The sequence below is a fragment of the Leucobacter chromiiresistens genome, from assembly GCF_001477055.1.
Taxonomy (GTDB): domain Bacteria; phylum Actinomycetota; class Actinomycetes; order Actinomycetales; family Microbacteriaceae; genus Leucobacter; species Leucobacter chromiiresistens_A.
The window spans coordinates 1-3796 of record NZ_LDRK01000135.1; the positions used below are offsets into that span (position 1 = coordinate 1).

Here is a 3796-nt window from a genome sequence, read left to right on the forward strand (position 1 = left end):
GGGATCAGGTAGGCGAGCCTGCTGGAGATCGCCGAGCGCACGTCGCCGAGGCTCGCCTACCTGATCCCGGATCACCACAACCCGACCGGGCTGCGCATGCCCGACGGGCTGAAATCGCGCCTCATCACCGCGCTCGCCGGGTCGGGCGCCTACGTCATCGCCGACGAGACGACGGCGGAGCTCGCCCTGGGGGAGCCGCGGCGGATCGCCCCGTTCGCCGCGCACGCCGAGCAGGAGCACCACCAGGATGCGATCCTCACCGTCGGATCGCTCGGCAAGACGGTGTGGGGCGGATTGCGCGTGGGGTGGATCCGGGCCGCTCCCGAACTCATCGGGAGGCTCGAGGCCTCGCGCCGCATCGGCGACCTCGGCACCGGGGTCTGGGAGCAGGTGCTCGCCCTGCACGCGCTGGAGCAGTACGACGGCATCCTGGCGGAGCGGACGCAGCAGCTGACCTCACGCCACCGCGCGCTCGTCGCGGGTCTCGCCGAGCACCTGCCCGAGTGGCGCCCGTCGCCGGCCGTGGGCGGCGTCTGCGTGTGGGTCGACATCGGCGAGCGGGCCAGCTCGCGCCTCAGCCGGGCCGCGGCGGAACTCGACCTGCACCTGCCCCCCGGCCCGCGCTTCGGGAGCCCGGGCACGTTCGAGCGATTCGTGCGGCTCCCGTTCTCGGCGCCCGAGGCGACGCTCGACAAGGCGCTGCAGCGTCTCGCTCAGGCCTGGAACGGCGGCGCGGGCAGCGCAGGGGCGGGTCGCGCGGCCCCGGCCGCCTTCACCGAGGCCGTCATCTGACGGCCGACCGCGACCGGATCCCGCGGGGATTGCGGGCCGGCCTCCCCGGAGACCCGCGGAATCGGCGCTCCGGCGAGTAAGCTTGAGCACCATGCTCGACCTCGACTTCTCCGCCCGCATCCGCGCACTCCGCTCGACGTTCGCCGATATCGCCGCGGTGCTGGATCTGCCCAAGCTCGATCGCGAGATCGCGGACCTCGAGGAGCAGGCCGCCGCCCCCGATCTGTGGGACGATCCCGCGGCCGCGCAGAAGGTGACGAGCGGGCTCTCGCACCGTCAGGCACGCGTGAAGCGCGTGCGCGGGGTGGAGCAGCGGCTCGACGACCTCGAGGTGCTCGTCGAGCTCGCGCAGGAGGCCGACGACGCCGACTCCGCCGAGGAGGCCGCAGCCGAGCTGGTCGCGCTCGAGAAGGTCATCCAGGACCTCGAAGTGCAGACCATGCTCTCGGGGGAGTACGACGAGCGCGCCGCAGTCGTCACGATCCGCTCGGGCGCCGGCGGCGACGACGCGACCGACTTCGCCGAGATGCTGCTGCGCATGTACCTGCGCTGGGCCGAGCAGCACGACTACCCGACCAAGGTGCTCGACACGTCGTACGCTGAGGGCGCGGGCATCAAGTCGGCCACCTTCGAGATCGACGCACCGTACGCGTTCGGCACCATCTCGGTCGAGGCGGGCACGCACCGGCTCGCCCGCATCAGCCCGTTCGGGTCGGCCGACAAGCGCCAGACGAGCTTCGCCGGCGTCGAGGTCATCCCGCTCCTCGAGGAGGCCACCGAGGTGGAGGTGCCCGAGGCCGACATCCGCGTCGACGTCTACCGCTCCTCGGGCCCGGGCGGTCAGTCGGTGAACACGACCGACTCCGCGGTGCGCATCACCCACCTCCCGTCGGGCATCGTCGTCTCGATGCAGAACGAGAAGTCCCAGATCCAGAACCGCGCCGCCGCGATGCGCGTGCTCCAGACCCGACTGCTGCTGCTGCAGCGCGAGCAGGAGGCGGCCAAGAAGAAGGAGCTCGCGGGCAGCGTCACCGCGAGCTGGGGCGATCAGATCCGCTCGTACTTCCTGTACGGCCAGCAGCTCGTGAAGGATCTGCGCACGGGGCACGAATCCTCGCAGCCGGAGGCGGTCTTCAACGGCGACCTCGACGGGTTCATCGCCGCCGGGATCCGGTGGCGCTCGCTCGCCAAGAACGACTGATCGCGCGACTGGGAGTTCGCCCGAAGCGGCCCCGCTCCAGCGCGCCTCAGCATCGGTGCGGTCGGCAGGGCGTACAGTCGTCTCGTCATGATCCTCTTCGAGAACGTCACCAAGAAATACCGGGGCACCGCGAAACCCGCGCTCGACGGTATCGACCTCCGGGTCGATCGCGGCGAGTTCGTGTTCATCGTGGGCGCCTCCGGTTCGGGTAAATCCAGCTGCCTCCGGCTGATCCTGCGCGAGGATCAGCCGAGCGCCGGCAAGATCCACGTGCTGGGGCAGGATCTCAGCAAGATCTCCTCGCGCAAGGTTCCGTACTTCCGCCGCAACCTCGGCACGGTCTTCCAGGACTTCCGCCTGCTCACGAACAAGACGGTGTACGACAACGTGGCCTTCACGCTGCAGGTGATCGGCAAGTCCCGCGGCTTCATCCAGGAGGCCGTTCCCGACACGCTCGAGATGGTCGGCCTCGCGAACAAGGCGAAGCGCTTCCCGCACGAGCTCTCAGGCGGTGAGCAGCAGCGCGTCGCGATCGCGCGCGCGATCGTGAACAAGCCGGCGATCCTCATGGCCGACGAGCCGACCGGCAACCTCGACCCCGCCACCAGCCTGGGGATCATGCAGCTCCTGCGCGCGATCAACGCGGCGGGGACGACGGTCGTCATGGCGACCCACGAGGCGACCTTCGTCGACATCATGCAGCAGCGCGTGGTCGAGCTCTCGCAGGGCGTCGTCGTGCGCGACGAGGTCGGCGGCGGCTACGGCGAGACCGCTTCGATCCCGATCGCCGATCTCTCGGACGCGAGCGTGCAGGTGCTGCGCACCTCGGAGGCCGTGGTGCGCGCCGCACTGGCGCCCGAGATGCTCGGCGACACGGCCGGCTCGGCGGCGGTGCAGGATGCGGCGGAGCGCGATCCCGCGCTCGTCGAGGCCGCGGCGGAGGTGGTGGCCGCGGCCGCCCCCGAGCCCGAGGTCGAGGAGCCTCGCGAGCCGCAGGCCCCCGAGGCGGAGCGGCAGCGGGGGGCCTCGGTCTTCGAGGAGCCCCGCCCCTTCGGCGATGACGACGAGGACGAGGACATCGACGAGACGGTGCACGCCGACGGCCCGCGCGGCCGCAGCATTCCGAGCTTCCTCGAACCGGCGCGTCCTCTCGACCCCGTGCAGATGGCGGAGACGGGGAGCCTCGCCGAGCATCTCGGGCTGAAACGAACCGACGACGACCAGACGGATGTGGGGCCCGTGCGATGAGGGTGGGACTGGTACTCGGCGAGGTCTGGAACGGCTTCCGCCGCAATCTCTCCGTGGTCATCTCGGTGGTGCTCGTGACCTTCGTGTCGCTCACCTTCGTGGGCGCCGCGATTCTGATGCAGCTGCAGATCCAGCAGATGAAGACGTTCTGGTTCGATCGTGCGCAGGTCGCGGTGTACCTCTGCACCGACTACGACCAGAGCGCCACGTGCTCGGGGACGGATGCGGGGGAGGAGGAGATCGCCGCCGTGCAGGCCGCGCTCGACTCGGAGACGCTCGCGCCGTACATCGAGGACACCTTCTTCGTCGACCACGAGCAGGCGTACGAGGAGTTCACGAAGCAGTTCGAGGGCAACCCGATCGTCGAGATCACGAGACCCGAGCAGCTGAACCAGACGTTCTGGATCAAGCTGAAGGATCCGTCGCGCTCCGACATCATCCAGGAGACGTTCGCGGGCATCCCCGGGGTGCAGAGCGTCTCCGATCAGCGCAGCCTCCTCGACCGCATCTTCCTGTTCCTCGGCGTCGCGAGCTACACGGCGATCGCGATCGCCG

General features: G+C 70.1%; 4 protein-coding genes. All 4 read left to right on the plus strand.

Features of this window, described 5'->3' with window-relative positions; translation table 11 throughout:
* Positions 1 to 63 precede the first annotated feature (63 nt).
* Positions 64 to 792 (plus strand): aminotransferase class I/II-fold pyridoxal phosphate-dependent enzyme, encoded by a 729-nt coding sequence (locus NS354_RS12535; RefSeq protein WP_275934833.1) that lies wholly within the window; start codon positions 64 to 66, stop codon positions 790 to 792.
* Positions 793 to 883: 91 nt separating this feature from the next.
* Positions 884 to 1993: a peptide chain release factor 2 gene (gene prfB, locus NS354_RS12540; protein WP_058594785.1), complete on the plus strand. Its 1110-nt coding sequence runs from the start codon at positions 884 to 886 to the stop codon at positions 1991 to 1993.
* An 87-nt stretch (positions 1994 to 2080) separates the two neighbouring features.
* Positions 2081 to 3241 (plus strand): cell division ATP-binding protein FtsE, encoded by a 1161-nt coding sequence (gene ftsE, locus NS354_RS12545; protein ID WP_058594786.1) that lies wholly within the window; start codon positions 2081 to 2083, stop codon positions 3239 to 3241.
* Positions 3238 to 3796 (plus strand): permease-like cell division protein FtsX (locus NS354_RS12550; RefSeq protein ID WP_241490542.1); only part of this gene is annotated, 559 nt, incomplete at its 3' end. The genes ftsE and NS354_RS12550, both read left to right, overlap by 4 nt.